This window comes from Paenarthrobacter sp. RAF54_2 (assembly GCF_052113945.1).
Lineage (GTDB): Bacteria > Actinomycetota > Actinomycetes > Actinomycetales > Micrococcaceae > Arthrobacter.
Genome location: NZ_JBFRDV010000006.1, coordinates 93,995 through 120,609, shown reverse-complemented (window position 1 = coordinate 120,609; position 26,615 = coordinate 93,995). Strand labels below are relative to the sequence as shown.

Here is a 26,615-nt window from a genome sequence, read left to right as displayed (position 1 = left end):
TGCCAGCCACTAAGTCGAAACGGATCACTTCTACAAGGCGTAGAAGTGACACAAATCACGAAATTGGGCGAATATCGCCGATGCCTTGGGCAAGCTGCGAGCGGGTATCCGACACTACTGCGGCAAGGCCATTACCTGCCAACCAGCCACCAACCACCGTCAGGCCATCGGCTGCGGCGCACACCTTCCGGACCTGCTCTACGCGCTGTTTATGACCGACGGCGGCAAACGGCAAGGCGCCTGCCCAGCGCACCACATCCCAATCCACAATGTCCGCGCGCGTAACGGGCACCGTCAACAATGCGGAAGCATCATCAAGCGCTGCGGACAGCAACTGTTCATCGTCCATGACAACATCCGGCGCTCCCCCATCGGCATCCTCACGGCGGCCGTAGGAAAGGCGCAGGACGTGCGTGCCCGGCCCGGCTTCTTCTGCCAGCCAGTCCCATTTGGCAGTGGCATGTGTCAGGGCCTTCGCCCGGATTCCCGGCGTCTGAGGGGCCACGAGGATCCCCGTCCCACGTGGCCGCCCGTCCAGCTCGGGGAGGTCAACAACCATCGTCACCAAGCTCACCAAGGGGCCCGGAGCAGGGCGTAGGCCGGACAGTTCCGGCATGGCCCCTTCCAGGAGCCCCACGGCAGCCGGACCATCCAGCGCTACTACCAGCCGGCCGGCGTCGTACGTGGTTTCACCGGCGGTGACCCGCCAACTATTGCCCGTTTTCGAAACGACATCAGCCCTCTTTCCACTCACCATGTCCACGCCCCGGCGACGCAGGTCATTAACCAGCGCGGTGACCAGTGTGTTCATGCCACCCTTCAAACCCGCGACGGCGGAACCTGCTTTCGCGGATCCGGAACCGGACCCGGGGGCTGCTTTGCGCTGGGCAGCGACAGCCGCAGCCAGGGACCCATGCTTCTTCAGGCCGACGCGGAGGCCCGGAGCCACCATATCGACGTCCAATAAGCCGGGATCGGCGGAGTGAACACCACCCACCACCGGAGCAACCAGCCGCTCCAGGACTCTCTTTCCCATACGGGCGCGCACCAGTGAGGACACGCTGGAGACCTCCGATGATGCGCCAAAAGATGTGGGCAGCCAGCGATCCAGGGATGCACGCAGGGCGCCGGCGAGGCCCAGGGAACGCCTGACCTCGGGGTCCCAAGGATTGGCGGGGATACCAAGAATTCCAGTCTTGGGCAGCTCTTGCGGTCCATCCGGCAGCTGCACCCAGGCGCCGCCCGGGTGCGGGGAAACGATCTTGCCCTCCAGTCCGAGCTCGCGCGCCAGATCGGCGACAGCTGAAGACCGCGTGGCAAAGGACTCGGCCCCGCTGTCCAATGACAGGCCGGCTACCACGTGACTTCCCACGCAACCACCCCAGGCTTCGCTCGCCTCAAGGATGGTCACCGAGGTTCCCGCCATGGCCAGTTCCCTCGCAGCAAGAAGGCCGGAAATGCCGCCACCGACCACTACAGCGGTAGGCGCAGGCATTGATGGTTTAGTGGCTGCTTCCTTCGCTTTGCCGTGGATGTGTTCCCCGCGCATGCGTCCTACTCTGCCGGGATCGAGTGGATGAGCTCCACAACCCGCGTCAGGACGGCCGGGTCCGTCTCCGGGGGCACGCCATGGCCCAGGTTCAGGACATGGCCTGGAGCCTGCGAGCCCGCCGCGATCACTTCGCGGACATGCGCCTCCAGGACCTCCCACGGGGCCGGGAGGAGGGCGGGGTCGATGTTGCCCTGGAGCGGAACCGTGCCACCCAGACGGCGGTTGGCCTCATCAAGTGACAGCCTGTAGTCCACCCCCACAACGTCCACACCGACGTCGCGCATAGCGACAAGGAGCTCGGACGTGCCGGTACCGAAGTGCACCAGCGGAGCACCCAGTCCGCGCACGTGATCCAGCGCCCGGGCCGATGCAGGAGCCACGTACATGGCGTAATCAGCCAGGCCCAAGGACCCAGCCCAGGAGTCAAAGAGCTGTCCGGCTGACGCCCCGGCCTCAAGTTGTGCCTGAAGGAACATTCCGGAAGCATCCGCGGCCCAGTTGGCAAGGGCTGTCCAGGTTTCGGGGTCCGCGTGCATCATGGTCCGGGGGCCGAGGTGGTCCCGCGAAGGTTTCCCCTCCACCATGTAGGCGGCGAGCGTGAACGGCGCGCCGGCGAACCCGATGAGGGGAGTCTTGCCCAGCTCCGCCACTGTCAGGCGAACGGCTTCGCGGATGGGCTCGAGTGCTTCCCAGGTCAGCTTGGGGAGGGCAGCCACATCGGCTGCCGTTCGGATCGGCTTGTCCAGGACCGGACCGACGCCGGGAACGATGTCCACGCCAACGCCTGCGAGCTTCAGCGGGATAACGATGTCGGAGAAGAAAATCGCGGCATCCACGTCATGGCGGCGAACCGGCTGCAGGGTGATTTCCGCGGCCAGTTCGGGGCGCAGGCATGAGTCCAGCATGGCAACGCCCTCACGGACCTTCAGGTATTCCGGCAGGGACCTGCCAGCTTGGCGCATGAACCATACAGGCCTGCGGGACGGCTTGCCGCCCCGGTAGGCGGTGATGAGCGGGGAGTCCGACGTACGGCCGTCCATCAACGGGTGATCCGCGCCAAGTTTGCCGGCAGGTTCGCCTGCAGGGGCGTTGGTGGCCGTACTATTGGATGCTGCCGCGCTAGAAGTCATGCCTTTGATTGTGCCGAAAATCCCGGCCAAAAGATAACGACAGGCTGTCACGTCCCACCCCTCCAACCGGTGGGGTGGCGGGGATCACGGAACCGCGTGTGAATTCCCACTGCGCCGCATTGTTCTACCGGCCTGCGAAAAAGCTATGATTGGGGTGCTGTGGTTCTTTTCTCATTGGTGGCTACACACGCCGACATCGACCTCGAAACCGTTGCTCAGCTGAGCAACGGTTCCTCTGAGCTTGCCTCTTCGGCCCTCTCCGGATCCCCGTTGGTCTCGGGCGCCGTAGTCCTGGCAACCTGCAATCGCTACGAGATCTACGGCGAAACAGCCAACGGAGCAGGCCTCGAAGCCGCTCGTTCGGCCCTTGTCTCCCAGATCAGCGAATTGAGCGGCCTCAACGAGCAACTTGTGTCCCGCTCCTTCAGCACGCACACGGGACCTGACGTCACCCGGCACCTCTTCGCTGTAAGCGCCGGCTTGGACTCCGCAGTGGTGGGCGAACGCGAAATAGCCGGCCAGGTCCGCCGGGCCCTGATCACCGCGCAGCAGGAAGGCACTGCGAGTTCCGGACTCGTCCGCCTCTTCCAGGCTGCATCCAAGACCGCAAAAGACGTAGGCGCCCAGACGGCCCTCGGCTCCCGCGGCCTTTCCATCGTCTCGGTGGCCTTGGATCTGGCAACGGACCTCTCTGACAGTGACGACTGGTCTGCCAAGAAGGTAGTTGTCTTCGGAACCGGCGCTTATGCCGGGGCCACCATGTCCCTGCTCCGTGAACGCGGATGCACCGACATTTCCGTCTACTCTTCCTCCGGCCGCGCCGAGGGTTTCGTCGCCACCCGCGGCGGCACAGCGCTCGACGCCGATAGCCTTCCGGCGGCGGTGGCCGCAGCCGACGTCATGATCGGATGCAGCGGTTCGGACACGCGCGTTGAAGCTGAGGATCTGGCCCGCGTCAGGGCGAATTCCGGTAAACCACTCATCGCGATTGATCTCGCGCTCACCCATGACTTCGATCCTGCTGTGGGCGAGCTCGACGGCGTGGAACTCCTCACGCTTGAGTCCGTACGTCTCGCTGCACCTCAGGAGCAGGCAGAATCGCTGTCCCACGCCAGCGAGATCGTCAACGGCGCGGCAACGGCGTTCGAAGCGGAGCGCGAATCCCGCTCCGTCGACTCCGCGATCGTGGCCTTGCGCCGCCACACCATGAACGTACTTGACGCGGAAATGGAAAAGGTCCGCGCCCGCCACGGTTGCACCGCCGCTGCCGAAGAGGTGGAGTTTGCGCTCCGCCGGATGGTCAAGCAGCTCCTGCACATTCCGACCGTGCGCGCCCGCGAGCTGGCAGCCAACGGACAACAAGACGACTACGTGGCCGCCTTGGAAGCCCTGTACGGCATCCAGGTGGAGCAGCCCCAGGCTCACGCTGCTGCAGAATGCCCCGTGGACCACGAGCAACTCCGCTCCGAAAGCGCCTGACGTCCCAGCCCCCAGCCCGAAGCGGCCGGGGGAACCGATGCTTTCTGAGCGCATCCGGAAAACGAGATCCGGCTAACGAGATCCGATTAGCCGAACGCGTTGATCCCGGTCAGCTCTGCCGACAACGCCCACAGCTTCCTTGCGTCGGCTTTGTCCACCGCGTGGGCGTCGACTCCCTGGTAGCGCGCCAGCGGAGACGCCTTGTCGGTCGGATTGGCAATGTCACAGTCCTCGCAGTAGACACCGCCCATGCCGGCCAAAGCCGGGGACGTCGCCGCCCAAACTGACGTAGCTGCCCCTTGCTCCGGCGTCTTGAAACCTTCGCGCACCTTGCCCTCGGCGTCCATCCAGCCTGCGGCCACCATTTCCTCCTTGGGGAGGTGCCGCTGCAACTCGGTCATGATCCCGCCTGGATGGACGGCGAACGACCGTACACCGGATTCACGGCCCAGGCGGTCGAGTTCCACCGCAAAGAGGGCGTTGGCTGTCTTTGCCTGCCCGTAGGCCTGCCACTTGTCATAACCGGTGCTGAAATTGAAGTCCTCGAACCGGACCCGTGAGATCTTGTGCCCGGTCGATGACAATGAGACAACGCGCGCATTCCCTGATGCCTCCAACGCCGGCCACAAGGTGTTGACCAATGTGTAGTGCCCCAAATGGTTGGTGGCGAACTGGGCTTCCCAGCCTGGCCCGACACGTTGTTCAGGACTGGCCATGATGGCAGCGTTGTTGATCAGGATGTCCAGCTTTTCGTGGCCGGCCAGGTAGCGGGCGGCAAAATCCTTGACGCTGTCCTGATCGGCGAGGTCCATGTGCTCCACGTGGACGGCCGCGGAGAGGCCTGCGTCCGCGAGGACGGAGCGGGCGTGCTCAAGCCGCCTGGCAGGTACCGTTACGTCAGCCCCGGCCGAGACCAGGGCCCGCACGGTCTCCAATCCCAACCCGGAATAGCCTCCCGTTACGATTGCCGTCTTGCCCTGCAGGTTGATCCCGTCAATGACCTCCGTGGCAGTGGATCCGTGCCCAAATCCGGAGCCGATGGGATGCTGCTCTGTCTCTGTCCAATGTTCGCTCATTGCCTGAGCTTCCCAGAGAAGTCTGGGAACGGGCAACGACTAGTAGACGGGCTTTTCGGGCTCGACGTCGCGGACCCAGGCGAGGATGCCGCCGTCGAGATGGCTGACGCGGGTGTAGCCTGCCTTCTGCGCGGCCTCCAGGACCGCAGCAGAGCGCGTCCCTGCCTTGCAGTGGAACACGATGTCTCTGTCCTGCGGCAACTCGACCCAGGCCTCGCCTGAAAGAATCCTGCCCTGCGGGATGAGGACCGACCCGTCGATGTTCACGATGCTGTGCTCGCCGGACTCGCGCACGTCCACCAATTCAAAGTCGCGTTCACCAGCTTCCCGCTCTGTCAACATCCGGGCAAGGTCCTTCGCGGTGACGGTGTCCTCCAGGTCAGTGGCAGCAGCCGGAGTCACCCCACAGAATGCTTCATAATCCATGAGTTCGGTGATGGGCTCCGCTTCAGGGTCCTTGGACACCTTGATTTCGCGCCAGCTGCCGCCAAGGGCATCGAACAGCGCTACCCGGCCAAGCAAGGAACGCCCGACGCCGGTAATCAGCTTCACTGCCTCCGTCACCATGAGGGATCCAACGGCGGCACACAACATACCGAAGACTCCACCCTCACCGCATGAAGGCACTGAGCCAGCAGGCGGGGCTTCCGGGTAGAGATCCCGGTAGCTGGGGCCGTGCTCGGCCCAGAAGACGCTGACCTGGCCATCGAAGCGGAAGATGGAGCCCCAAACGTACGGCTTGCCCAAAATCGCGGCGGCGTCGTTTACCAGGTAACGGGTGGCAAAGTTGTCAGCGCCGTCCAGGATGAGATCGTAATCGGCGAACAGTTCCAAGGCGTTTGAGGAGTCAAGGCGGACGTTGTGCAGGACAACATCCACCAGAGGGTTAAGCTCCTCAATGGCCTTCCGCGCAGATTCGATTTTGGGGGTGCCCACGTCCTTGACCCCGTGGATGACCTGCCGCTGCAGGTTGCTGAGGTCTACGTCGTCGTCGTCAACTATTCCCAGGGTTCCTACACCCGCCGCGGCGAGATACAGCAACGCTGGAGATCCCAGCCCGCCGGCACCGATGACAAGAACTTTCGCATTCTTAAGCCTGCGTTGGCCCAGAGCGCCGATTTCCGGAATGATGAGATGCCGGGAGTACCGTTCCACCTCGGCCGGCGTTAGTGCGGCGGCCGGTTCAACGAGGGGCGGCAGGACAGCGGGCGCGGGGTGGGCAGCAAGAATTGAGGCCATACCCCAATGTATGCCTGCCGATGCCGCCCGGTCATATTACCCACCGGTACAGTGGTCATAACTGCAAAGGAAAGGCGGCAGACTGTGGCTGACGGCACACGGGCAAACGATGGAGCACCAGCGAAGCAAGAACGGACTGGTTCAACGCGTTCAGCAAGGTTGCCCCGGGACGAGCGCCGCGCACAGTTGCTTAACGCCGCCTTGGAAGTTTTCGTGTCCAACGGCTTCCATGGTGCCGCCATGGACGAAATCGCCGAGACAGCGCATGTGAGCAAGCCGGTCCTGTATCAACACTTCCCTTCCAAGCGCGAGCTGTACATGGCGCTGCTGGACAGCCACCTGGCTGCCCTGACCGATTTGATGCTCAATGCCCTGRACTCAACCACGGACAACAAAGAGCGTGTGAAGGCAGTCATGCGGGCCTACTACAGGTTCATTGCCGACGACGACCAAGCCCACCGCCTGGTTTTCGAGTCTGACCTCATTAATGACCCCGATGTCAGCTCCCGCTTGGAGACCTTCAACAAAACGTTCGCGGACGCAGTGGCCCATGTCATCGCCGAGGACACCAAGTTGCCCCCTTTGGAGGCGCAGCTCCTGGGCCGGGGACTTGCAGGAATGGCGCAGGTCAGCGCCCGCTACTGGCTCGAAACCGATGGAAACCTCGACCTCGATGTAGCCAGCGATCTGATCTATCGTTTAGCTTGGCGCGGAATCAGTCGATTCCCCAAAGAGTCCTAGGCTACAAATAGAGGACTGACTTAAAACTTGATTGGCTTGGAGGCCTTGCTGTGGAAGTAAAGATCGGCATTCAGAATGTTGGCCGTGAAATCGTGCTCGAATCCGCACTCGATGCTGATGCTGTAGCCAAGATTGTCGGAGAGGCCATCTCCAAGGGTTCGGATCTTCGGCTCACGGACGAGAAAGGCCGCCAGATCATCGTTCCCGGCAGCGTGTTGGGATACGTTGAAATTGGTGCTGAGGAAGTCCGCCGCGTCGGTTTCGGCGCACTCTAGCGGTTCCCGGTTACAGCTGCCGCTAAGGAGTCTCCATGCTTTCACTCGTTGTGGTGGTTCTTGCCACCATCGCTACAGGATTCATCGTGTGGGCAAATGACAAGCGACACGGCAAGTACGGCATTGCATTACCGGCGGGCGTTTCGACAACCGTCGGCGTGCTGAGCTGGATAGCTTTCATCATGGCCGGCTTTGGTTACCAGCCCGGGCTGACCTGGATCCCCTGGATCCTCCCTATCGTGTTGGGGACGGTTATCGCGATTGCCGTTGTGCTCTTTCTTGGCCGCACGCGCACCCAGCATGACACCGCCGCCCTCACCAAAGCTCTGAGGCTCTAGGGCATTGAGACTCTAAGGCACTGTTCAGTTTTAAACGACGCTGGCCACCACCCCGTGGGTGATGGCCAGCACCGTTTAACCTCTTCTATCCCGTTGAAACTCCCGGGTAGCGATCCGGCTGCGCCAAGGCACCGGACGCGGCCGCGGCCTCGCTCACGGCAGCGGCTGCCGCGATGTCGCGTTGGGTCACCTGGCCGCCTGCGTCATGGGAAACGTAGCGCAAGAACACCCTGTTGTAACGCCAGTCAAGATCAGGGTGGTGGTTCTGTTCCTCGGCGATCCGGCCAATGGCGGCGATAAGCGCCAGGGCGTCGGCCGCCGTCGAGGTTTTGAATACCGTCACGAGGCCGTCCTGGAGCTTCCAGTCCGGAAGGCCCTTGAGGGCGGTCTCCACGGCGATCTGGGTCAATGGCTCTTTCCTGTCAGCCACCACTGCTCCTTCATTGAGAGGAACTCTGCATTTAGAGGAACTCTGCCCGGCCTTCCATGGCCGATGACGCGAGGGCGTGCTCCCGGCGCGGGATTCGGCCAGCCTGCTTGGCCAGCCTACCGGCGATCACCGCGTGTTTGAAGGCTTCCCCCATCTGCACGGGGTTCTGCGCACGGGTCACGGCTGTTGCCAGCAGGACAGCATCGCATCCCAGTTCCATGGCAAGCGCGGCATCGGAGGCGGTTCCAATGCCGGCGTCGAGCACTACCGGGACAGAGGCCCGGGACACTATCAGTTCGATGTTGTGCGGGTTCAGGATGCCCAGCCCCGTACCAATAGGCGAGCCGAGGGGCATGACTGCTGCGGCACCCAGGTTTTCCAGGCGCAGCGCCAGGACAGGGTCATCATTGGTGTACGCGAAGACCTTGAAGCCGCGGTTCACCAGCTGTTCGGTGGCCTCCACGAGTTCCACCGCATCCGGAAGAAGTGTGTGCTCATCGGCGATGACTTCCAGCTTCACCCAATCCGTCTCCAGCGCCTCCCGGGCGAGCTCCGCGGTCATCACTGCGTCTTTGGCAGTAAAACAGCCAGCGGTGTTGGGCAGGACCCGAATGTTGTGATCCAGCAGGAGTTGAAACAGTGAGCCTGTCTCGGCCGGTGAGTACCTGCGCATTGCCACAGTGGTCAGTTCCGTTCCTGAAGCCAGAAGGGCTGCTCCCAACCCGTCAAGACTCGGTGCACCACCGGTACCCATGATCAGGCGGGAGCCGAATTCGACGCCGTCGATCACCAAAGCATCTGTGCGGATGTCAGATTTTGCTACTGTCATTTTTTCAGCCTCCCTGGACTGCGGTTACGAGTTCGAGTTCGTCTCCATCGGCGAGCGCAGTCGCGGCCCACTGGCTGCGCGGCACTACCTCGGAATTGCGCGCGACGGCGACACCCAGCTTGCCGCCGTCGGCCGCCTGTCCGCGGTGGTCCAGGATGCGGCCTGTGATGGCGCTGACGAGCGTGCTGACGGATGCGTCGTCCGCCACGGCGTGTTCGGAGCCATTGAGTTTGATGTTCATGGTGTGTCCTTGGTTGCTGGTTGGAGATGGTGATCCGGCGTTGCCGTAAATCGATCAGGGGTGAAGTTGGACCATCGGGGATCGACTGACCCGCTGATCAGCCCGCCGACGATTCTGGCGGCCACAGGCGTCAACAGGACGCCATGGCGGAAGAACCCGGTTGCGATTACGAGACCGTCGATGGTGCCCGCGCGCCCGGTAACCCGTCCCAGTAATGGTGCGTTGTCCGGAGTGCCGGGCCGTGCGCGGGCTGTCGCTTCCAGCAGTTCCAACTCCGCCACCGCAGGCACCAGGACTTGGGCGTCCCGCAGGAGTTGGTAGACGCCTCCGGCGGAGACTGCATTGGTGGACGCGGATAGTCCGTCCTCGCGCTGTGTTGCTCCAATCACCACCGTGCCATCGTCCCGCGGCACGATGTAAACGGGCACCCCGCGGACAATACCCCGGATGGTGGATGTGAGGAGGGGCTGGAGGTGGTGGGGAACGCGCAGCCTGAGGATGTCACCGTAAACGGGCCGCAGAGGAAGACTGAGACCTTCGGGGAGATTACCGATCCTTGCCGCGTCCAGCCCGCAGGCGATCACAGTTTCCGAGGCCTCGACTGTGCCAGAAGCCAGTTTGACGCCGGAGACCCGGTCCCCATCCCAGAGCAAACGGGATGCTTGGAACGGCAGTGCGAAACCGTCCTCCGCTCCGGAAACCCACGTTGCGTCACCTGGTCCGTGGGCTGCCAACCCTTCCATGAGGCATCGTGCAAGCCGCCGCGGGTCCACTTGGTGATCGGCCGGTATGTCGAAGGCACAGGAAATCTGTGGACTCAGCAAAGGCTCACGTTGGCGCGCTTCCCGCAATGACAATGGCTCCACGTGCAGCCCCGCGGCCTGCTGGACTGTGCGGAGGTCTGCGAGGGCGCGGCGGTCGGCGGCGTCGGCACCAACGGCGATTGTCGGCGTCGTGCGGTATCCGGTGGCTGATTCGCCGCCATGGACGCTCCGGATGAAAGGGGGCCAAAGTTGGGAGGATTCCAGCATGAGTTCCAGGAGGTCTTCCTCCTGGTAGTGGAGTTCGCTGACCGGAGCCAGCATCCCGGCGGCAGCAAACGTCGCACCGGCCGCGGGGGTGGGATCAATGAGGACCACCGAGCGGCCCTGGCGGCGCGCTTCGTGGGCGATGCCAAGGCCGATGATGCCGCCACCAACCACTGCAACGTCTGCCTGCAAGGGGGTTTGGCCGGATTCTGCCATGTGTTTCCTTCCCTACGCCGGTACTAGCCGGATCAGGTCAAGCGGTCGGCGCTGAAGCCCTCTCAGCCGGACGGTCATATGACGCTGTCACGGCTCCCGCAGTACGTGCCCAGTTTAGAGGAACTACTCTGGTTTCCATGACCCAGCCTGATGTCCACACCACTGCCCGCCTTTACTTGTGCACCGATGCCCGCAAACGTCAGGGCGATTTTGAAGACTTCGTCGACGCCGCGTTTGAGGGCGGCGTAGACATCATCCAGCTGCGCGACAAGACACTCGAGGCCGCAGAGGAACTGGAAGTCCTGGAGGTTCTGCACAACGTTGCCCAACGGCACGGACGGCTGTGGGCCGTCAATGACCGCGCCGATGTTGCCAGTATTTCCGGGGCTCCGGTGTTCCATATCGGGCAAAAAGACATCCCCCTGCCCGCGGCAAGGCATCTCCTCCACGACCGCACCGTGATAGGCCTTTCCACCCATACGCCGGAACAGGTTGACGCTGCTATCGCTGCCTCCCCTGGCAGGAGCGGACTGGATTATTTCTGTGTTGGTCCGGTGTGGGCAACACCCACAAAGCCCGGCCGTGAAGCAGTCGGGCTGGATCTGGTCACATATGCCGCAGAAGCCGTAAAGCGCGCGGATGCGGAGACCGTAGGTGGGGTCCTCCTCCCTTGGTTCGCGATTGGCGGCATCGACCTCACCAACATTGAACAGGTGGTGGCTGCGGGAGCGAGCCGGATCGTCGTGGTGCGGGCCATTACTGAGGCGGAGGATCCGACGGCGGCGGCAAAGACTCTGCTGGAAGCGCTCGACGCCGGATAATCACCGCCGGCGCCCTGGCGGCAGCCGAGGATATGCGAAAGTCTCTTAAGCCGTGAGCCCGAGCCCGGACATCCGTCGACCATGCCGCTCGGCAAGTTCAGCGGTAAGGACCTTGACTGCAGTGCGGGCATCCCCGCCGCCCTTGAGCAGCGGTCCCAAGTGAGGATGTTCCATGCCCACGCGTTGGGCCTGGGTCAGCGCTTCACCGACGAGGCGGCGGCCCCACAAAGCCAGTCGCGATGCCAGGCGAGGATCATCAGCCAGGGCCCTGCGCAGGAGGACGCGTAATACTTCCGTGGCTTGGTCGGCGGAGGCCACCTTCTGGACAAAGAGTTGCGTTCCGCCGTCGAGGTACGAAGCGACCATGCGGTAAAAGTCCGATGACACGGTGTCGATCACATAGGCCTTCATGACTGATTCAAACCAGTCCGCCGGCTTTGTTCGCTCATGGAAGTGGTCAAACGAGCGCTGGAACGGAAGCATGGCCTCTTCGGCATCGAGTCCCATCTCCGAGAGCCGGCTGCTGATCAAGGCAAAGTTTCCGTAAGCCCCAACGGCAATCTTTGCCAACACTGCCCTGTCGTGCAGGGTGGGAGCGTACCGGGAGTCGAAAGACAGCCGGCCAAACGCCGAGAGCTCGCCGTACGCCATGGCTCCCAGCAGCTCCGAAGAGAGGCGCTGGACGCGAGCATTATCGTCCAAGGAAGGGCTCATGGTCCAAGACTATCCAGCGATTTCGGGCTAACCTGATTTTCGTGTCACATCATCGGATTTCGCCCAACGTCGACGACTCGTCGGACCAGCTCGCAGAGGCATTTGCAGCCCTTCGGACCGAACTGGAGCTCCCAGGCGAGTATCCGGCCGAAGCCGTGGCGGAAGCCCGGAAAGCAGTAGAAAACCACACACTGCCAGAGCGTGACCTCAGGGACATTCCGTTCGTGACCATCGATCCAGCCACGTCCACCGATCTGGACCAGGCCGTATTCATTGAACGGGCCGGCGACGGCTACAAAGTCCTCTACGCAATCGCCGACGTGCCATCCTTTGTTGCTCCCGGCGGGGCGCTCGATGCAGAGACGCGGCAACGGGGACAAACGTTCTACGCTCCTGACGGGAGGATCCCCCTGCACCCGGAAGTGATCAGCGAGAACGCCGGAAGCCTGTTGGCTGGTCAGGACTGCAGCGCCTTCGTGTGGGACTTCGAACTGGACCACAATGCGGAGGTATCCGCTACGTCGGTGGCCCGTGGCACTGTCCGCAGCCGCGCCAAGCTCAGTTACAAGGGTGCCCAGGAACAGATCGATGCCGGCACAGCCCCAACTGTCCTGAAGCTCCTCAAGGAGGTTGGCCTGAAGCGGGTGGAACTGGAACGGCTGCGCGGTGGCGCCAACCTGAACATGCCCGAGCAGGAAATCGTCCAGGCGACCGGCGGCGGGGGCTACAGGATTGTGGCCGCGCCTTCCCTGCCTGTGGAGGACTGGAACGCGCAGATATCCCTCATGACCGGAATGGCAGCGGCCCAACTGATGCTCGATGGAAAAGTGGGCATCCTGCGCACCATGCCGGCGCCGGATGAACGGTCGCTGCTCCATTTCAAGCGCCAGACCAAGGCACTGGGGAAACCGTGGGACGGCGAGGTTACCTACGGTGAGTACCTTCGGACACTTGACGCTTCGGATCCCAAACAGCTTGCCATCCTGCACTCGGCGGGCACGCTGTTCCGCGGCGCAGGGTACACGCCTTTCGATGGTGAGCTTCCCCCAAACGTCATCCAGTCAGCCATCGGCGCACCCTATGCTCACACCACAGCACCTTTGCGCCGACTCATCGACCGCTTTGTCCTGGTGATCTGCGAGGCCCTCAGCAACGGCCACCAGATCCCGGCGTGGGCGCGTGAAGCACTTCCATCCCTGCCCGAGATCATGGCATCATCCGACCAACTGGCCGGGCGGCTTGAGCGTCTGGCCATGGACACCGTGGAAGCTGCACTCGTGGCGAACCACATCGGCGAGGAGTTCGATGCAGTGGTCATCTCCGGTTCCAAGCCGTCCAATGGGACCCCCAATGGCAATGGAAGGGGAAACGGAAACGGCAATGGGCCGTTCGGCATCATCCAGATCGCTGAACCCGCCGTCACAGCCCGGTGTGACGGCGAACTGGAGTCAGGCACCAAGGTCCGGGTGCAACTCCTGAAGGCCGATATCGCCAGCCGCGAGATCCGTTTTACCCTGCTCCCCTGAAGCCCCGCAGCACCCGAACTGCCGCCGATCCGGGCTTTAGGGCTCCCAGAGGATAGACTGACCCTGTAGTAATGGATGCCCGGTCGTTGATTCAGTTAATTTTTGAACTCAACAAGCCCGCCCCTACGCGATCTTGAGATGTGCCCGCTGGTCACCAGTGCCAGTACTTAGATAGCCCGCGATCGGCTTCCACTGGATTAGCTTGCGCGCCCGTTCGTGCTCCGGTACGGCTCCGCCACCCGTTGAGCATGCAGCGCCAATGCCCAAATGAATAAGGAAACTCCCTGTGAGTGAATTGCACACCCATGAAGTCCTGACGGACGCCACCGGCACCGAATCCATCGAGCCCGAGGAAACGATCATCTCTGATGAGACGCCCCACGAGATCGAAGAGAAATCGTTCGCTGACTACAACGTCCGCGCTGACATCGTCGAATCCCTCGCCGACGCCGGCATTACCCACCCCTTCCCCATTCAGGCCATGACGCTGCCCGTAGCCCTCAGCGGCCACGACATCATCGGCCAGGCCAAGACCGGTACAGGCAAGACCCTCGGTTTCGGCATTCCGGCATTGCAGCGCGTGGAAGGCCGGGATGACCCCGGCTACGCCAAGCTGGCCGTCCCCGGCGCACCGCAGGCCCTGGTCATCGTTCCTACGCGTGAGCTTGCGGTACAGGTGGCTAATGATCTCCAGACGGCATCCCGTAAACGCAACGCCCGCATCGCCACGATCTATGGTGGCCGCGCCTACGAGCCACAGGTTGACGCCCTGCAGAAGGGTGTCGAGGTAGTTGTCGGCACGCCAGGCCGTTTGATTGACCTCTACAAGCAGAAGCACCTCAGCCTGAAAAACGTCAAAATGGTGATCCTGGACGAGGCCGACGAAATGCTGGACCTCGGCTTCCTGCCGGACGTGGAAACACTCATCGCAGGTACRCCGGCCGTGCGCCAGACCTTGCTCTTCTCTGCCACCATGCCTGGCCCGGTCATCGCGATGGCCCGCCGCTACATGACGCAGCCCACCCACATCCGCGCTGCCGACCCGAACGACGAAGGCCTTACCAAGCGCGACATCCGCCAGCTCATCTACCGTGCCCACAGCATGGACAAGACCGAGGTAGTGGCCCGCATCCTCCAGGCCCGCGGACGCGGCCGCACCATTATCTTCACCAAGACGAAACGCACAGCTGCCAAGGTCGCCGAGGAACTGGTTGACCGCGGATTTGCCGCTGCTGCGATCCATGGTGACCTTGGCCAAGGCGCCCGCGAGCAGGCTCTCCGTGCTTTCCGCAACAACAAGGTGGACGTCCTGGTTGCCACGGACGTTGCCGCCCGTGGCATCGACGTGGACGACGTTACGCACGTTATCAACTACCAGTGCGTGGAAGACGAAAAGATCTACCTGCACCGCGTGGGCCGTACCGGCCGAGCCGGCAACAAGGGAACCGCCGTCACTTTCGTCGACTGGGACGACATGCCCCGCTGGGGCCTGATCAACAAAGCACTGGGGCTCAGCGTTCCCGAGCCGGTTGAAACCTACTCCTCCTCCCCCCACCTCTACAGTGACCTCGACATTCCCGAGGGCACCAAGGGCCGCCTCCCGCGCAACAAGCGTACGCTTGCCGGTGTCGATGCCGAGGTCCTCGAGGACCTGGGCGAAACAGGCAAGAAGAACTCCCGTTCCGGCGGTTCATCCCGTGACGGTGGACGCGATGGCGGCCGTGGCAGGGACGGCGGCCGTGGCCGTGGAAACGCAGCAAAGTCCAGCGAAGCCAACTCAGAATCCAACGGTGAGGGCGGACGCAACCGTACCCGCCGCCGTCGTACATCCGACGCCGATGCTGCCCCTGCAGCCGGTTCCTCCGAAACCCGCACCGCGACCGGCGAAAATGCCGAGAAGCCGGCCCGCACGCGCCGTACCCGCACGCGCCGTCGTAACGGCGAAGTGGTTTCCGGCGAGACCGCTGGCGCCCAGCCCGGCAACTCCGAGGCCTAAAGTCCTCAATGACTGATACTGTTTGGGCGCCGGACGGCGGCAATCTGGTGGTGCACGCGGACAACGCGGAATTCCTCCCGACGCTGCCGGACGGCGCCTTCACACTCATTTACGTGGACCCGCCCTTCAACACAGGCCGGGTCCAACGCCGCCAGGAAACACGCATGGTCCGCAACGCGGACGGCGACGGCGACCGCGTCGGGTTCAAAGGACGCTCCTACGACACCATCAAGGGTGCCCTTCACAGCTACGATGACGCCTTCAGCGACTACTGGTCCTTCCTGGAACCCAAGCTCGTAGAGGCCTGGCGGCTCCTCGCCGACGATGGCACGCTGTACCTGCACCTGGACTACCGCGAGGTGCACTACGCCAAGGTGATGCTGGACGCCATCTTTGGCCGGGAGTGCTTCCTCAACGAGATCATCTGGGCCTACGACTACGGCGCCCGGGCCAAGAACCGCTGGCCCACCAAGCACGACAACATCCTGGTGTATGTAAAGAACCCTGCGAAGTATCACTTCGACAACGCTGAAGTGGACCGCGAACCCTACATGGCCCCCGGTCTGGTCACGCCTGCCAAACGCGAGCGGGGAAAACTTCCCACGGACGTCTGGTGGCACACCATCGTTTCGCCCACCGGCAGGGAAAAGACCGGCTACCCGACCCAGAAACCCGAAGGCCTGGTGCGCAGGATCGTCTCTGCCTCAAGCCGCGAGGGCGATTGGTGCCTGGACTTTTTTGCTGGATCAGGAACCCTCGGCGCTGTTGCCGCCAAGCTGGGCCGCAACTTCGTCTGCGTGGACCAGAACGAGCAAGCCATCGACGTCATGCGCAAACGCCTTGGCACGAAGGCCGTCTTCCACAGCAGGGGGCCTTTGCCGGACGGCGCGGTGGACCAGCCGGAAGGCGCCCTGGATCAGGCAGTGCCCTTCACGAATGCCTGATTAGCCGCGGCGATCCTGACCAGGGGCACATCCATCAGCGAACAACCGTGCTGCCGGTTGCCAGTTCCTCGATCTTTGCCAGGACGTCCGGGGATGTCAGGTTCTCTCCCAGCCGATTCGGTTTGCCCGCTCCGTGATAGTCGGATGATCCCGTGATGAGCAGCCCATGTTCGGACGCCATGTTGCGAAGGAACCCGCGTCCTTCTTCCGGGTTGTCGCGGTGTTCAATTTCCAGCCCAAGAAGTCCGGCGTCGATCATCTCCCGGTACGTCCGCTCCCCCACAATTCGTCCCCTCGCCGAAGCGACCGGGTGTGCGAAGACCGGCACGCCGCCAGCGGCACGGACAAGCTCGACGGCGATAGCGGGGTCCGGTGCGTAGTGCTGCACGAAATATCGCGAATGCGAGGTGAGGATCGATGTGAAGGCTTCCGAGCGGTCCGCGACCACACCGGCAGCAACCAAGGCATCCGCGATATGCGGGCGGCCCACTGTAGCGCCAGGAGCCACATGGTGAATGACGTCATCCCACGTCAAAGGGTAATCCTCGGACAACAGGGTAACCATGCGCTCAGCGCGCGTGAGCCGGGCGTCCTTTGACTTGGTGATCTCTTCAAGAAGCCCGGGGTGGGAAGGATCATGCAGGTAGCTCAACAGGTGGACGCTGATCCCCTGCTTCGTCCGGCACGAGATCTCCATTCCGGGAACAAAAGTGACTCCATGCTCCTTGGCAGCGGCGGCAGCAAGCTCCCAGCCATCAGTGGAATCGTGGTCCGTCAACGCAATGACGTCCAGGCCTGCAGATGCAGCCGAAATGATCACCCCGGCGGGGGTCTCGGTTCCGTCGGAAACATTCGAGTGCGTATGCAGGTCTATCCTCACTTTCCCAGCCTATGGGATGCGGACCGCCTTGGGGTGTTGCGCCGTTGGCCTCCTCACGAAACTGGTGGGACGATGTAACGGTGAATGATGCCGAAAACACCCCGTACGCGGAATCCACAGATTCCCAGCCCCTGCAAGAACGCGTCAACAACCGTTCGCAGCGGCCCACATCCGATGCCTTCAAGGCATTCATGGCCAGCAGCTGGGCGCCCGCACCGCAGGTAACCCCCGCTCGTGACGCCGTCGCAGACCACGCTGCCCGCCGCCGTCGTGCAATTTCTGAACTGTTCAAGGGCGAACGGCTCGTTATCCCGGCCGGTCCGCTCAAGGTCCGCTCAAACGACTGCGACTACCGCTTCCGCCCCCACTCCGGATTCGCCCACCTCACCGGGTTGGGCCTGGACCACGAGCCGGATGCCGTTTTGATCCTGGAACCAGCGGCTGAAGGAAAGGGCGACGACGGCGGTCACCACACTGCGACGCTGTACTTCCGTCCCTTGGCGGGCCGCGATACCGAGCAGTTCTACGCCGACTCCAGGGCCGGTGAATTCTGGATTGGCGCACGGCCCACGCTGGCAGAATTCAAAGCCCGCCTGGGTCTGCCCACGGCGCACATTTCCGAACTTGAACTTGCCATCACCAAGAACGTGGGCGCCCCCGAAATCGGCGGCATCTCCGTCCGCCTGGTCCGCAAGGTAGATGAGAACATCGATGCTTTGGTGGACACTGCACGTTACAACACGGCAAAGGATCCTGAGAACCTTGACCTGGGCGAGCTCGATGCTCTGGACGAAAAGCTCAGTGAAGCACTCTCCGAACTCCGCCTGATCAAGGACGAGTGGGAAATCGAGCAGATGAAGATCGCCGTCGCCGCCACCGTGGAAGGCTTCGCCGACGTCGTGCGGGCCCTCCCACGTGCTCTGACGCACAAGCGTGGCGAACGCGTGGTTGAAGGCGCCTTCTTCGCCCGTGCCCGCGAGGAAGGCAACGAACTCGGCTACGACACCATTGCAGCCTCCGGCAACAACGCCACAGTGTTGCACTGGACCCGCAACTCGGGCGCCGTCAACGCTGGTGAACTCCTGCTGCTTGACGCAGGAGTGGAGGCCGATTCGCTGTACACAGCCGATGTCACGAGGACCCTGCCGGCAAACGGCACCTTCACCGAGGTGCAGCGCAAGGTCTACGAAGCTGTCCTGGATGCCGCTGATGCGGGATTCGCAGCCGCACGGCCGGGCGTAAAATTCCGGGACATCCACACGGCAGCCACCACGGTCCTTGCCGAGCGCCTCGCTGAATGGGGTCTGCTGCCTGTCTCTGTTGAGGAAGCCATCAGCCCCGAAGGCCAGCAGCACCGCCGCTGGATGCCGCACGGCACCAGCCACCACCTCGGCCTGGACGTACATGACTGCGCCCAGGCCAAGCGCGAACTTTACCTTGATGGAATCCTCACGGAGGGCATGATCTTCACGATCGAGCCCGGCCTGTACTTCAAGAACGAAGACCTGGCTATTCCCGCCGAATACCGTGGCATCGGCGTGCGCATCGAGGACGACATCCTCATGACCGCAGACGGCCCAGTGAACCTGAGCGCGGCGTTGCCACGCAAGGCCGACGACGTCGAGTCCTGGATGGCCGGCATCTATCAGGAAGCTGCGGGCTAGCCCCCGCAAAGGCCCCCTCAGGCGACAACAGCAGAAAGGGGAAGGCCACCGGATGGATATCCGGTGGCCTTCCCCTTTGCGCTTCTTTTGAAGTTATTGCTTCTGGGAGTCGTCCTTCCCAGGCTGCTGTTCCTCGTGCCGTGGGGCATTCTGGCCCTCCGTGACGCGGACGCCGTACTGGGGGCGGCCATCGGGCAGGTCCGGATAGCGCACCGGTGACGGCGTTGGGTTCTGTACAGGCTGCGCTGCCTGTACAGCAGGAGCCTGCGCGCCGGAAGCATCGGATTCGGTGGCCTCCGGTCCGCGCTGGCCATAGGGATCGTTCCAAGTGGCAGGACGGTCAGGCGCCTGGCCGGGCTGCTGGAAGGGCGCGTTTGGCGGACTGTAATTTTGTGCTTGTCCGGTGGCAGCCTGGGCGGAATTCATGGGCAGTTGGTGGAGCAACCGGCGGGCTTCGTGGGCTGCCTCGATGGCAACAATGACATCGTAGTTGGTGGCGACCACCTGGCTTGTGGACGTGAAGTCGCGCTTGCCGCGCTGAGTGGCGTAGGTGGCGATGCCGAACAGCATGAAGAAAGCTGCACCCATGAGCACGGAGGTGATGATGGAGAACGTGCCGCCACCGGGCGTGAAGAAGGAGAGCATGACGCCGACGAAGAGGCCGAACCACATGCCGCTCAAAGCACCGGACAGGGCAACGCGTGGGTAGCTCAGCCGGCCGGTGACCCGCTCGACCATCTTGAGATCGTTGCCCACGATCGACACCAAGTGGACGGGGAACTGCTGGTCCGCGAGGTAGTCCACCGCTTTTTGGGCATCCAAATATGAGGTGTACGAGCCAACAGTGTCACCTTGGGGTACGCTGCGGGATTCCTCAACGGCTTTGGGAGCACCAAAAATGTTAGACATAGCCCCATTGTGTCGCATGTAGATGTGAAGCGGCTGGAATTCAGCTAAAAGAGAGCAGACTCGGTAGCCTGTAGACATGAGCACACATCCCTCACGCGTCTTTGTCGCGCGTCTGCTCGGCTTGGACGTTTTCGACCCCCTGGGCGATCGTTTAGGCCGGTTGCGCGACGTCGTCGTGCTCTCCCGGGGGACCCGCGGCGCCCCGCACGTTGTTGGCATCGTGGTGGAAGTGCCGGGCAAGAAGCGGGTATTCGTACCGATGACCCGCATCACCTCCATCGACCAAACCCAGATCATCTGCACGGGCCTGGTGAACCTGCGTCGTTTCGAACAACGGGGCGCTGAAACACTCGTGGTAGCGGAAATGTTTGATCGCCGCGTCACCCTTGCCGATGGCAGCGATGCAACGATCGAGGACATCGCGATGGACCAGCACCGGTCCAAGGACTGGTTCGTCAGCAAGCTCTTCGTCCGTCGCGGGCATTCCTTGTCGCCCCTGAGCAGGCTCCGCCGCAACGAAACCCTGATCATTGACTGGGCGGACGCGCAGACAGGCGGGCATAACGAGCCTCAGGCGGCCACCCAGTTCGTTGCCACGCACGAGGACCTCAAGCCCGCCGACTTCGCCGAAGCCCTGCAGGAGATGAGCGACAAGCGCCGTTTCGAAGTGGCCAGCGAACTTCAGGACGAACGGTTGGCAGACGTACTCCAGGAGCTCCCCGAGGACGATCAGGTGGAGATCCTCTCCGCGCTGGACGTGGAACGGGCCGCCGACGTCCTGGAGGAAATGGATCCCGACGACGCCGCCGACCTCCTCGCCGAACTCCCCTCCGCCCAAGCGGAAGAACTGCTCCAACTCATGGAGCCCCAGGAAGCCGAAGACGTCCGGCGTCTTTTGGAGTACGACGAAGACACTGCAGGTGGCCTCATGACACCCGTGCCCGTCATCCTGCCTCCTGAAGCCACGGTCGCCGAAGCGCTTGCGCACGTTCGCCGCGAGGAACTCTCCCCGGCCCTGGCGTCCTCCATCTTCATCACACGGCCTCCGCTGGAAACGCCCACCGGCCGGTTCCTGGGCGTCGTCCACATACAACAACTCTTGCGCTTCCCCCCGCCTGAACCGCTGGGCAACCTGGTTGATAAGAACCTTGAGCCGTTGTCGGACCAGGCGCACATCAGCGAAGTAGCCCGGACCCTGGCCACGTACAACCTGAACTCGCTGCCCGTCGTCGACGACGACGGCCGCCTTGTGGGGGCGGTGACTGTTGATGACGTGTTGGATCACCTGTTGCCCGATGACTGGCGCGCTCACGAGGACGACGCCCCTATAAGGAAACTCGGAGGCCGCATTGGCTGAAAACAACGCCCCCCGATCCCCCAGGTCCACTGGACGTACAAACGGTCTCGGAAGCCTGGACACGCCGCTAAGCGGGCGCCAACGCATACTGCCCAAGTTCTCCCCCAACCCGGACGCATTCGGCAATGCCACCGAGGGATTCGCCCGTTTCATGGGTACGCCGCAGTTCCTCGTGTACATGACGATCTTTTGTCTCTTCTGGCTGGCATGGAACACGTTTGCGCCTACGGAGTGGCAGTTCGACCGCGTGGAACTCGGCTTCACGCTCTTGACGCTCATGTTGTCCCTTCAGGCCTCATACGCCGCACCGCTCCTGCTGCTGGCCCAAAACCGTCAGGACGACCGCGACCGCGTTTCGCTGCAGCAGGACCGCCAACGTGCCGAACGGAACCTCTCTGACACTGAATACTTGACCCGGGAATTGGCTTCCCTGCGAATCGCACTCCGTGAGGTAGCCACTCGTGACTACGTCCGCGCCGAACTCCGCAGCCTGTTGGAGGACATCATCGATGCCCAGGAGGAACTGCGGGAGAGCGAAGCCGCGGCAGACGGCACTGAGACTCCAGGCGAGAAGGTCAAAGAGAAGCTCAAGGAGAAACGGGACAAGTCGCGGGGACCACGCACGCAGCAGATCCCCAAAGTACGTCCACAACGCCCCGGGCCCCAGCATTCCAGCGCAAAGCCGGCCCCTTCCGAAAATCCCGAAAGCCGAGCGTAACCCATGAGCACCCCATCAGCCGAGGCACTTCACGCTGCCTTGGCAACAGTCATCGACCCCGAGTTGCGGCGTCCAATCACCGAACTTGGCATGGTGGAGTCAGTGTCGGCCAACGACGACGGCACCGTCCACGTAGCAGTGCTGCTCACGATCGCCGGCTGCCCACTCCGCGACACCATTACGGCAGATGCCACCACTGCGTTATCAGGCATGGCAGGCGTCACCGGTGTTGACGTGGAGCTGAAGGTCATGACTCCCGCCCAGCGCGAGGCCCTGAAGGAACAACTGCGCGGTCCAGGTGGTCAGCGGGGCATCCCTTTCGCCAAGCCCGGGTCCTTGACGAAGGTCTACGCGGTAGCGAGTGGAAAAGGCGGCGTGGGGAAGTCTTCGGTCACCGTCAACCTTGCCTGTGCCTTGGCCGCCCAGGGCCTGCGGGTGGGCATTGTGGACGCCGACGTACACGGCTTCTCCGTCCCGGGGCTCATGGGCATCACGCAGAAACCGACGCAGGTGGACGACATGATCCTGCCTCCTGTGGCGTACGGGGTGAAGGTCATATCAATTGGCATGTTCGTCGCGGGTAACCAGCCCGTGGCCTGGCGTGGTCCCATGCTGCACCGGGCCTTGGAGCAGTTTCTCACGGACGTCTACTTCGGTGACCTCGATGCCCTTTTCCTTGACCTGCCTCCCGGAACAGGGGACATCGCAATTTCCGTGGCCCAGCTGCTCCCAAACGCCGAAATCCTTGTGGTGACCACCCCGCAGGCAGCCGCCGCGGATGTCGCCGAACGCGCCGGAACCATCGCCACCCAAACCGGCCAAAAGGTTGCCGGCGTCATCGAGAACATGTCCTTCCTGGAAATGCCCGACGGCGGTCGCATGGAATTGTTCGGAAGTGGCGGCGGTGCCGTCCTGGCTGAGCGGTTGAGTGCTGCTGTGGGCAGCGACGTACCCCTTCTCGGCCAGATTCCCTTGGATATCCGGTTGCGTGAGGGCGGAGATGCCGGAAAACCTGTAGTCCTTGCCGCGAGCGAGACTGCTGCTGCGAAAGCGCTGGAAGGCATTGCCGGGATGTTGGCCACTCGTCCACGGGGATTATCCGGGATGCCACTGGGAATCCAGCCGCGCTGACCGTCCTGGATTTCGGGAGAGCCTTCGAAAGGGCTTTGGCAGGCTAAGTAGCTTCGGTATCGAAAGGCGCAGCCTCGCCCTCGGCGAGCCGCTCAATAATGCGGGCCGGAGCCTTGGGCGTCGTGTCCACCACTGCCGCCGCAGCTGTTGCAGCAGCAGCCGGCGCGCCGGCGTTGACGGGCTTGGAATCATCGTCAAGCAACGCATCCTTGATGATGCGCCGCGGATCGTACTGGCGGGGATCGTACTTCTTCCAGTCGACCTCATCGATGTCGATGCCGACTTCTTCCTTGATCTGCTCACGCGCCCCCGAGGCCATCCGGCGGACTTCCTTCACCAGGTTGGCGAGCTTTTGAGTGTATTCGGGCAAACGGCTGGGACCGATGACGAGTACGCCGATAATCAGAAGGAGTATGAACTCCGGGCCGTTGATTCCAAACACGCTACGAAGATTACCTTGTCTGTGGTGCCGGTCATAAACCAGCGGGACGGAGCAGTGTCCGGAGGCCGCGGATCATCCGTTCGGACCACGTCTCGGAGGCTTGCGGAGCTTTCGTGCTGATCATGGAGTCCCCTGCACGAACCAACTCGGGAACGGCGTCGTCGGCTACATCTGCCGGCAAGTCCGATGCATAGCTGAGGACGGCCGTCGAGGTCCTGTATACGGCCTCCCACGGGGTCCCCTGGGTGACAGAGAGCTGGGCCGATGGCGAGCGTCCAGTGAGCGCCATGTCTGAAGTCTGCAGGTGCTCTTCCACAACAGTGGCGTAATGGCCCTTGCTTTCCAGCCTGAGTTCTACTGCCGGGTGGCCGTTGTACATGGTGGCCTTGGCTGAGACCACGTGGAAGCCCAGACCACCAAGTTCAGGACACGCCCATCCCTGGCCCCGCAGGGCATCCAACTGCTCAGAGTTCAAGTTCACCGGTGTGCCGGCTCGGAAGTCCGGCGTTGCCACGAACTCCGGCCTCGTCATCAGTTCTGCCGGGCCGCCGGTAAGCGCACTGGAAAGGGACGAGGCATCGTTGCCTGCACGGATGCTTGCTTGTGGCGCGGTATCACCTGACACCACATAAGCGGCAACTGCCAGTGCACCTGCACTTACCGTAAGAGTACCGGCGGCCAGGCCGGCAATCCGAAGGCCGCGCCACGCACCGCCCTCGGTAGCACCACTCCTGGTCCGGGAATTTGCGACCGGCGGGGCCTGCTCATTCGCGAGTCGTTGGGTGTGCTGGAGCAAACGCGTCGTAAGGTCCTGACTGGCTTCGGGCACCGCTGCTCCGCGAAGCCGTTCAAGATATTGCCGCTCCCGGTTCAGGGCAGCACGGCACTCGGGGCAATGCCGTAGGTGCTCAGGGTTCCGGGTGTGGCGAAGGGCAGCCAGTTTGTAACGTGCAGCCAGTTTGCGACGTGACAGGGCACCCGGACGAATGTGGCGTCGAGGCATCGACTACCTAAAGAATGCTGGCGATGCGAGGCATCTTCAGGCGCGGCTTGCGGGCGTCGGCCGGGCGTGGGTCACGGTGGGCGAGCTTCTCCCGCAGCATGGTGCGGCCGCGGTGGATACGGGACCTGACGGTGCCCAGCTTCACGCCCAGCGCCTCCGCCACTTCGTCGTAAGACAATCCTTCAAGATCGCACAGAACAACCGCAGCCCGGAAATCCGGTGGCAATTCTTCCAACGCACGCTGAACATCAAGGTCCAGATTGTTGTGCTCGAAGCTCTGCTCCGGGCCTGGCTCACGGCCCGGCAGGCGCGACTCGGCGTCCTCGGCAAGGGCGTCAAAGCGGATTCTGCTCTTACGACGTGCCTGATCCAGGAAAAGGTTGGTGGTAATACGGTGCAGCCACCCATCCAGGGTTCCTGGCTTGAAGTTTTCCAGTGAACGGAAAACCCTGACGAAGACCTCCTGGGTGAGGTCCTCGGCGTCGAACTTGTTTCCGGTCAGGCGGTAGGCAAGGCGGTATACCTTGGCGGAGTGGTTGGCGACCACATCCTCCCAGCTGGGCATGACCCAGTCTGTAACGGTCTCAAGGCTCTCCGATGTCTGGACTGGCGCAGCATGCGATGCCGGCATCGTCCACTCCCCTCAAACTGTGGTTCACCGTACTTGTCCGGTGCCGCCCACCACGTGGATGACCGGATCAATATCATCCCAAGTTTTTCTGGGAATTTCCTGACTAAGGCACAATTTCCACGCAAGGCGAAATCCTGCTGCAGACACAATCCCGGGACGGCTGCGAACACGGGGTTTGCGGCACCGGACACAGTAGGCTGGTACAGACACCCCTACGCGCGGAAAGCGAACCCTTCATGAGTGCCGACAAGTCAACCAGCTGGTCCTATGCAGAAGATCTGCCTGCTGAGGATGACGTCTTGTTGCGCGCCCGGGAGAGGTCCTTCGAGTTGGGGGTTAAGCCCATCAGCCCCGGTGTTGGTGCCGTGCTGACCGTCCTTGCCGCGGCTTCAAAGGCACAGACAGTGGTTGAGGTTGGTTCAGGCGCGGGAGTTTCAGGTGTTTGTCTTTTGCGTGGCCTGGGTCCGCAAGCCGTCCTGACAACCATCGACGTCGACGTTGAACACCTCAAGGCCGCCCGCGAAGCCTTTCTGGAATCCGGCAGCCCCGCCAACCGGACCCGGACCATCTCCGGCAGGGCCGCCGACGTCCTCCCGCGCCTCACGGACTCCGCCTATGACCTTGTCTTCATCGACGCCGACAAGCCCAACTTCCCCCGCTACGTTGAACAAGCTGTCCGCTTGCTCAAGACGGGTGGCACCTTGGTGATCAACGACGCCCTGGATAAGGACCGCGTCTCAAATCCAGCAGCCCGCGACTCCACCACTGTGGTTCTTCGGCAAGTTGGCAAATCCATTCGCGACGACGACCGCTTGGCCTCTGCGATGCTTCCCACCGGCGATGGACTTCTGGTGGCTGTCAAAAAATAGGCAATTGCCATTTAGCGGACATTCTTAAAGAACAGCACCCAAGAAAGACGCTGCCGCTTAAACAAAAGCAGGGCTCCGGCTCTCGCCGGGCCCTGGTCTTTTGAATCCAGCCTGCCTATGAATCTATTCGGTAACGCCTACAAGGCATTCCTTGAGGTTCTCCGCCTCCGCGGCATTGAGCTCGACTACAAGCCGTCCTCCGCCTTCGAGCGGCACACGCATGATCAGGCTGCGTCCCTCTTTGGTTACTTCCATAGGGCCGTCGCCAGTACGTGGTTTCATAGCCGCCATTAGGAAAATCCCCTCCATTTGTCCCAAGTCACGCCCAACCCGGCCGGGCTGGATCCGCTTCGCAATTGCAGCCGGCGGCACCGCTTGGGAGGCCGCCTTGGCCGGGCACTTTTAGGTGCTTTTGTCCTTGCTCGTATTCCATTAT

Annotated in this window: 28 protein-coding genes and 1 riboswitch; of the genes, 13 read left to right on the top strand and 15 right to left on the bottom strand. The window is 62.6% G+C overall.

Annotation, left to right across the window (positions count from 1 at the left end):
* Window positions 1–55 precede the first annotated feature (55 nt).
* Window positions 56–1,495: a protoporphyrinogen oxidase gene (gene hemG, locus AB4Y87_RS07160; protein WP_442003974.1), complete on the bottom strand. Its 1,440-nt coding sequence runs from the start codon at window positions 1,493–1,495 to the stop codon at window positions 56–58.
* A gap of 59 nt (window positions 1,496–1,554) precedes the next feature.
* The gene (gene hemE / locus AB4Y87_RS07155; RefSeq protein WP_442003717.1) at window positions 1,555–2,682 is read right to left on the bottom strand and encodes a uroporphyrinogen decarboxylase; all 1,128 of its coding nucleotides are present in this window, start codon (window positions 2,680–2,682) and stop codon (window positions 1,555–1,557) included.
* A 159-nt stretch (window positions 2,683–2,841) separates the two neighbouring features.
* Between hemE and AB4Y87_RS07150 the strand changes: the two genes are divergently transcribed.
* Window positions 2,842–4,161 (top strand): glutamyl-tRNA reductase, encoded by a 1,320-nt coding sequence (locus AB4Y87_RS07150; protein ID WP_442003716.1) that lies wholly within the window; start codon window positions 2,842–2,844, stop codon window positions 4,159–4,161.
* Between the two features lie 86 nt (window positions 4,162–4,247).
* Here AB4Y87_RS07150 and AB4Y87_RS07145 read toward each other — a convergent pair whose 3' ends face one another.
* Both AB4Y87_RS07145 and moeB read right to left on the bottom strand, forming a co-directional pair.
* Window positions 4,248–5,237 (bottom strand): SDR family NAD(P)-dependent oxidoreductase, encoded by a 990-nt coding sequence (locus tag AB4Y87_RS07145; protein ID WP_442003715.1) that lies wholly within the window; start codon window positions 5,235–5,237, stop codon window positions 4,248–4,250.
* Window positions 5,238–5,276: 39 nt separating this feature from the next.
* Window positions 5,277–6,476 carry a molybdopterin-synthase adenylyltransferase MoeB gene (moeB, locus tag AB4Y87_RS07140; protein WP_442003714.1) on the bottom strand — a complete coding sequence of 400 codons (1,200 nt, stop codon included), beginning with the start codon at window positions 6,474–6,476 and terminating at the stop codon, window positions 5,277–5,279.
* 6 nt (window positions 6,477–6,482) lie between these two features.
* Here moeB and AB4Y87_RS07135 point away from each other — a divergent pair, with 6 nt between their 5' ends.
* The 3 genes from AB4Y87_RS07135 to AB4Y87_RS07125 are packed head-to-tail and all read left to right on the top strand — an operon-like array spanning window position 6,483 to window position 7,830.
* Complete coding sequence (locus tag AB4Y87_RS07135) at window positions 6,483–7,217, top strand: TetR/AcrR family transcriptional regulator (protein ID WP_442003713.1); 735 nt, start codon at window positions 6,483–6,485, stop codon at window positions 7,215–7,217.
* Window positions 7,218–7,267: 50 nt separating this feature from the next.
* Window positions 7,268–7,492, top strand: a complete 225-nt coding sequence (locus AB4Y87_RS07130) for a DUF3107 domain-containing protein (protein WP_216924096.1) — start codon at window positions 7,268–7,270, stop codon at window positions 7,490–7,492.
* Between the two features lie 35 nt (window positions 7,493–7,527).
* Window positions 7,528–7,830 (top strand): hypothetical protein, encoded by a 303-nt coding sequence (locus tag AB4Y87_RS07125; protein WP_442003712.1) that lies wholly within the window; start codon window positions 7,528–7,530, stop codon window positions 7,828–7,830.
* An 85-nt stretch (window positions 7,831–7,915) separates the two neighbouring features.
* Here the strand turns inward: AB4Y87_RS07125 and AB4Y87_RS07120 are convergent, their stop codons facing one another.
* The 4 genes from AB4Y87_RS07120 to thiO all read right to left on the bottom strand — a co-directional run bounded on the left by AB4Y87_RS07120 (window position 7,916) and on the right by thiO (window position 10,574).
* The gene (locus AB4Y87_RS07120; protein WP_442003711.1) at window positions 7,916–8,260 is read right to left on the bottom strand and encodes a 4a-hydroxytetrahydrobiopterin dehydratase; all 345 of its coding nucleotides are present in this window, start codon (window positions 8,258–8,260) and stop codon (window positions 7,916–7,918) included.
* 31 nt (window positions 8,261–8,291) lie between these two features.
* Entirely contained in the window at window positions 8,292–9,089 is a 798-nt protein-coding gene (locus AB4Y87_RS07115) for a thiazole synthase (protein WP_442003710.1), read from the bottom strand.
* A 4-nt stretch (window positions 9,090–9,093) separates the two neighbouring features.
* Window positions 9,094–9,330, bottom strand: coding sequence for a sulfur carrier protein ThiS (gene thiS, locus AB4Y87_RS07110; protein ID WP_442003709.1), 237 nt, complete (start codon window positions 9,328–9,330; stop codon window positions 9,094–9,096).
* Window positions 9,327–10,574 carry a glycine oxidase ThiO gene (gene thiO, locus AB4Y87_RS07105; protein ID WP_442003708.1) on the bottom strand — a complete coding sequence of 416 codons (1,248 nt, stop codon included), beginning with the start codon at window positions 10,572–10,574 and terminating at the stop codon, window positions 9,327–9,329. Before thiO ends, thiS begins: the two co-directional genes overlap by 4 nt.
* Window positions 10,567–10,684: riboswitch (TPP riboswitch) on the bottom strand. It overlaps the preceding gene by 8 nt.
* A gap of 27 nt (window positions 10,685–10,711) precedes the next feature.
* On the opposite strand from thiO, the gene thiE reads away from it, so the two are divergent.
* Window positions 10,712–11,395, top strand: a complete 684-nt coding sequence (thiE, locus tag AB4Y87_RS07100; protein ID WP_442003707.1) for a thiamine phosphate synthase — start codon at window positions 10,712–10,714, stop codon at window positions 11,393–11,395.
* Window positions 11,396–11,440: 45 nt separating this feature from the next.
* Here the strand turns inward: thiE and AB4Y87_RS07095 are convergent, their stop codons facing one another.
* Entirely contained in the window at window positions 11,441–12,109 is a 669-nt protein-coding gene (locus tag AB4Y87_RS07095) for a ferritin-like fold-containing protein (RefSeq protein ID WP_442003706.1), read from the bottom strand.
* Window positions 12,110–12,150: 41 nt separating this feature from the next.
* On the opposite strand from AB4Y87_RS07095, the gene AB4Y87_RS07090 reads away from it, so the two are divergent.
* The 3 genes from AB4Y87_RS07090 to AB4Y87_RS07080 all read left to right on the top strand — a co-directional run bounded on the left by AB4Y87_RS07090 (window position 12,151) and on the right by AB4Y87_RS07080 (window position 16,575).
* Window positions 12,151–13,635 (top strand): RNB domain-containing ribonuclease, encoded by a 1,485-nt coding sequence (locus AB4Y87_RS07090; RefSeq protein ID WP_442003705.1) that lies wholly within the window; start codon window positions 12,151–12,153, stop codon window positions 13,633–13,635.
* Window positions 13,636–13,921: 286 nt separating this feature from the next.
* Complete coding sequence (locus AB4Y87_RS07085) at window positions 13,922–15,631, top strand: DEAD/DEAH box helicase (RefSeq protein WP_442003704.1); 1,710 nt, start codon at window positions 13,922–13,924, stop codon at window positions 15,629–15,631.
* 8 nt (window positions 15,632–15,639) lie between these two features.
* Complete coding sequence (locus AB4Y87_RS07080) at window positions 15,640–16,575, top strand: DNA-methyltransferase (protein ID WP_442003703.1); 936 nt, start codon at window positions 15,640–15,642, stop codon at window positions 16,573–16,575.
* Between the two features lie 34 nt (window positions 16,576–16,609).
* On the opposite strand, the gene AB4Y87_RS07075 is transcribed toward AB4Y87_RS07080, so the two are convergent.
* Entirely contained in the window at window positions 16,610–17,455 is an 846-nt protein-coding gene (locus tag AB4Y87_RS07075; protein ID WP_442003702.1) for a PHP domain-containing protein, read from the bottom strand.
* Between the two features lie 80 nt (window positions 17,456–17,535).
* Between AB4Y87_RS07075 and AB4Y87_RS07070 the strand changes: the two genes are divergently transcribed.
* Window positions 17,536–19,119, top strand: a complete 1,584-nt coding sequence (locus AB4Y87_RS07070; protein ID WP_442003701.1) for an aminopeptidase P family protein — start codon at window positions 17,536–17,538, stop codon at window positions 19,117–19,119.
* A 93-nt stretch (window positions 19,120–19,212) separates the two neighbouring features.
* Here the strand turns inward: AB4Y87_RS07070 and AB4Y87_RS07065 are convergent, their stop codons facing one another.
* The gene (locus tag AB4Y87_RS07065; RefSeq protein WP_442003700.1) at window positions 19,213–20,028 is read right to left on the bottom strand and encodes a general stress protein; all 816 of its coding nucleotides are present in this window, start codon (window positions 20,026–20,028) and stop codon (window positions 19,213–19,215) included.
* Between the two features lie 76 nt (window positions 20,029–20,104).
* Here AB4Y87_RS07065 and AB4Y87_RS07060 point away from each other — a divergent pair, with 76 nt between their 5' ends.
* The 3 genes from AB4Y87_RS07060 to AB4Y87_RS07050 are packed head-to-tail and all read left to right on the top strand — an operon-like array spanning window position 20,105 to window position 23,234.
* Window positions 20,105–21,385 carry a magnesium transporter MgtE N-terminal domain-containing protein gene (locus AB4Y87_RS07060; protein WP_224164857.1) on the top strand — a complete coding sequence of 427 codons (1,281 nt, stop codon included), beginning with the start codon at window positions 20,105–20,107 and terminating at the stop codon, window positions 21,383–21,385.
* Window positions 21,378–22,103, top strand: coding sequence for a DUF1003 domain-containing protein (locus tag AB4Y87_RS07055; protein ID WP_442003699.1), 726 nt, complete (start codon window positions 21,378–21,380; stop codon window positions 22,101–22,103). The genes AB4Y87_RS07060 and AB4Y87_RS07055 overlap by 8 nt, the downstream gene beginning before the upstream one ends.
* Before the next feature lie 3 nt (window positions 22,104–22,106).
* Entirely contained in the window at window positions 22,107–23,234 is a 1,128-nt protein-coding gene (locus AB4Y87_RS07050) for an Mrp/NBP35 family ATP-binding protein (protein WP_442003698.1), read from the top strand.
* A gap of 43 nt (window positions 23,235–23,277) precedes the next feature.
* On the opposite strand, the gene AB4Y87_RS07045 is transcribed toward AB4Y87_RS07050, so the two are convergent.
* Genes AB4Y87_RS07045 through sigE form a run of 3 tightly spaced genes read right to left on the bottom strand, consistent with a single transcriptional unit; the run spans window position 23,278 to window position 25,310 of the window.
* Window positions 23,278–23,676: a Sec-independent protein translocase TatB gene (locus tag AB4Y87_RS07045; protein WP_442003697.1), complete on the bottom strand. Its 399-nt coding sequence runs from the start codon at window positions 23,674–23,676 to the stop codon at window positions 23,278–23,280.
* A gap of 31 nt (window positions 23,677–23,707) precedes the next feature.
* Entirely contained in the window at window positions 23,708–24,679 is a 972-nt protein-coding gene (locus tag AB4Y87_RS07040) for a hypothetical protein (protein ID WP_442003696.1), read from the bottom strand.
* Between the two features lie 7 nt (window positions 24,680–24,686).
* Window positions 24,687–25,310 (bottom strand): RNA polymerase sigma factor SigE, encoded by a 624-nt coding sequence (gene sigE / locus AB4Y87_RS07035; protein ID WP_442003695.1) that lies wholly within the window; start codon window positions 25,308–25,310, stop codon window positions 24,687–24,689.
* A 236-nt stretch (window positions 25,311–25,546) separates the two neighbouring features.
* Between sigE and AB4Y87_RS07030 the strand changes: the two genes are divergently transcribed.
* Window positions 25,547–26,179, top strand: coding sequence for an O-methyltransferase (locus AB4Y87_RS07030; RefSeq protein ID WP_223946472.1), 633 nt, complete (start codon window positions 25,547–25,549; stop codon window positions 26,177–26,179).
* 123 nt (window positions 26,180–26,302) lie between these two features.
* On the opposite strand, the gene AB4Y87_RS07025 is transcribed toward AB4Y87_RS07030, so the two are convergent.
* Complete coding sequence (locus AB4Y87_RS07025) at window positions 26,303–26,470, bottom strand: DUF3117 domain-containing protein (protein WP_064721643.1); 168 nt, start codon at window positions 26,468–26,470, stop codon at window positions 26,303–26,305.
* Window positions 26,471–26,615: the final 145 nt, after the last annotated feature.